The 3,190-nt window shown below is 67.7% G+C and carries 2 protein-coding genes; one reads left to right on the forward strand and one right to left on the reverse strand.

The window, feature by feature from the left end; translation table 11 throughout:
* Positions 1-126: 126 nt before the first annotated feature.
* The gene (locus H0U68_RS20980) at positions 127-1,368 is read right to left on the reverse strand and encodes a D-alanyl-D-alanine carboxypeptidase family protein (protein ID WP_296358846.1); all 1,242 of its coding nucleotides are present in this window, start codon (positions 1,366-1,368) and stop codon (positions 127-129) included.
* A gap of 111 nt (positions 1,369-1,479) precedes the next feature.
* Here H0U68_RS20980 and H0U68_RS20985 point away from each other — a divergent pair.
* On the forward strand, positions 1,480-3,190 hold a 1,711-nt coding region (locus H0U68_RS20985), incomplete at its 3' end, for a PAS domain-containing protein (protein ID WP_296358847.1).

Below are 3,190 nucleotides of genomic sequence, written 5' to 3' on the forward strand. Positions count from 1 at the left end.
GTGCGCCCGCAGCGGCGCTCATAGGCCGCCAGCACCTGCGGGGGGCCTCTGCACGCACCTCATCAGGCCTAGATTCGCCGTCGAATCCGCACAAGCATCTGCAATCGACGCTTGTTCAGAATCTCCCTATTTGCCGAACACGCCCCTGACATGCTGCCAGCCGCGCAGCAGGAAGCCCGCGCGTTCCACGTCGGCCTGCGCCACCAGAGGCGCTTCGGCGACCGGCTTGCCGTTCGAACTCGCGACCACCTTGCCGACGACTGCACCCTTGGCCACCGGCGCCTCCAGGTCGGCCTTGGGCTGCACGGCTGTCGTGACCTGCTGGCCGCGCGGCACCGTGACGGTCCATGGCGATCCCAGGCCTGCGGCAACAGTGTCGGCCTTGCCGAAGTTGACCTTGACGTTCGCGACCGCGGTGTTCGGCTGGATGGGCGTGGCCTTCTCGAAGTTGCCGAAGCCCCAGCCGAGCAGCGTGCGCGTCTGGTCGGCACGCGCGTTGGCGCTACTGGTGTTGAGCATGACCGTGATCAGCCGCATGCCGTTGCGCTTGGACGAGGTGACCAGGCAGTAGCCCGCCTCCTCGGTGTGGCCGGTCTTCAGGCCGTCGACGGTCGGATCGGTGTAGAGCAGCGCGTTGCGGTTGCCCTGCTTGATGTTGTTGTACTTGAATTCCCGTTCGGCATAGATCGGGTAGTAGTCGGCGCTGTCGCGGATGATCGCGCGCGCCAGGATGGCGAGGTCGCGTGCGGAAGCCTTGTGCGCCGGGTCCGGCAACCCTGTGGCGTTGACGAAATTCGTGTGCGTCATGCCGAGGCGCTTTGCCTCCGCATTCATGAGCTTCGCGAAACCCTGTTCCGAGCCGCCGCCCATGTGCTCGGCGATCGCCTTGGAAGCGTCGTTGCCCGACTGGATGATGATGCCGCGCAGGATGTCGATCACTGTGGCCTGGCTGTTCAGCGGCAGGTACATGCACGACTCGGTGCTCGAGCCGCGGCACCACGCGTTCTGGCTGACGGTGACCAGGTCCGTCGGTTTCATCTTGCCCGAGCGCAGCGCCTGCTCGACCATGTAGCTGGTCATCATCTTGGTCAGCGACGCGAGCGGCAGCGGTTCGTCGGGATTGGCCGAGGCAAGCACTTCGCCGGAGTCGAAGTCCATCAGCAGCCAGGCCTTGGCGGCCAGCGCGGGCGCGCCGGTGGCGACGGCCGTCTGGCCGGCCGGCCCCGCCGGGGCGGCGGGCGCCGCGGCTTTGCTCTGCGCGGCGGGCTTGGCGTGCTTCGCGGCAAAGGATGCGGGACTTGTGAAAAGTGCGCCGGCAGCAAGGGCGGCGACGGCGGCGGGGAGGATGAAGAGGTTTTTGTTGTTCATGGCATTGGCGGGCACCCGATATTGTGGCGGATCGCGCGTCGTTCGGAAGGCGTGGCCGCACAAAGCAGCTGCAGCGCTTCAACATGCGCGTCGTATCGGCACAATGCGGCTGTGAACATCCCCGTTTTCGCTGCGGCCGGGCTCCAGACCGAGCAGCGGTTCCGGACCCTCTTCGAGCAGGCCCCCTTCAGCGTGCAGCTGCTCTGCGTCGATGGCCGCACCCTGAAAGTCAACCAGGCCTGGAAGGACCTCTGGGGCACCCAGGACGGCGACCCCCTCCTGGAATTCGTGCTCACGGCCTACAACGTGCTCGACGATCCGCAGCTGCAGGCAAAGGGGGTGACTCCGCACTTGCGGCAAGCCTTCGCCGGCGAGGTGGTCCGCATTCCTGCTGCCCATTACGATCCCGCCGAGCTGGGCAAGCCCGGCCGTGCGCGCTGGGTGGAGGCCACGGCGCGGCCCATCAGGGACACTGAAGGCCGCGTGGCTGAAGTCATGCTGATCCACCAGGACGTGACCGAGCGCGTGCTGGCCGAGCGGCAGCTGCGCGCCAGCGAAATGCGCTTGAGGCAGCTTGCGAACACCATTCCCCAGCTGGCCTGGATCGCCGATGCGCATGGCGCGGTCGAGTGGTACAACGACCGCTGGTACGAGTACACCGGCACCACCCCGGATGAGATGCAGGGATGGGGCTGGCAGGGCGTGATGGACGCCCGGCTGCTGCCCGAGATTCTGGAGAAGTGGCGGCACTCCGTTGCGACCGGCGAGTCCTTCCAGATGACGTTTCCGATGCGCAGCCGGGACGGCGAGTACCGGCCCTTCTTCACCTTGGTCGCGCCTTTGAAGGACGATGCCGGCCAGGTGGTGCACTGGTTCGGCACGAACACGGATGTCTCCTCGCTGCACGAGGCCGAGCGGCTGCGCCGCGACGGCGAGCGCCGCCACCAGAGCGAGCGCGCGCGGCTCGCCCGCATGTTCGAGCAGGCGCCCAGCTTCATGGCGCTGCTGGACGGCCCCTCGCACCGCTTCGTGCTGGCCAATCCCAGGTACACGCAGCTGGTCGGCCGGGAAGTGATCGGCGCCACCGTGGCCGATGCGCTGCCCGACGCGGCCTCCCAAGGCTACGTCGCGCTGCTGGACAGGGTCTACGCCAGCGGCGAGCCGTATTCCGCTTTCGCCTCGCGCTACGACATGCAGGCCAGCCCCGAGGTGGCAGCGGTCGAGCGCTTCGTGGACTTCGTCTTCCAGCCAATCCGCGACGAAGCAGGTGCGGTCAGCGGCATCTTCGTGCAAGGCGTCGACGTGACGGCGCGGGTGGCGGAGCAGCGGCGCACCCAGGCCCTGGGCGAACTCTCCGATCTGTTTCGCGCGTTCGACGACCCGATCCACGCGCAGCACGCCGCATCCGCAATCCTGGGCCGTTCGCTGGCGGTCAGCCGCGTGGGGTACGGAACCATCGACCCCGACGCCGAGACCTTGCATGTCGAGCGCGACTGGACGGCGCCCGGCGTGGGCACGCTGGCCGGCACGCTCCACCTGCGCGAATACGGCTCGTTCATCGACAGCCTCAAGCAGGGCGAGTTCATCAGCATCGCCGACGTGCGCGCCGATGAACGCACGTCCCCGGCGGCAGCCGCGCTGGAAGGCCGCAGTACGCGTTCTTTCGTCAACGTGCCGGTGCTGGAACAAGGGCAGCTGGTCGCCGTGCTGTTCGTCAACGATGCAAACGCGCGGGCGTGGACCGCGGAGGAACACAGCTTCATCCGCGACGTGGCGGAACGCACCCGCGTCGCAACGCAGCGGGCGCGCGCCGAGAATGCGC

This window comes from Ramlibacter sp. (assembly GCF_013697775.1).
Classification (GTDB): domain Bacteria; phylum Pseudomonadota; class Gammaproteobacteria; order Burkholderiales; family Burkholderiaceae_C; genus Ramlibacter.

Bases quoted from the DNA above. Each gene is read 5' to 3' on its own strand.
- H0U68_RS20980 (WP_296358846.1), bottom strand. From the start codon at position 1,368: ATGAACAACAAAAACCTCTTCATCCTCCCCGCCGCCGTCGCCGCCCTT.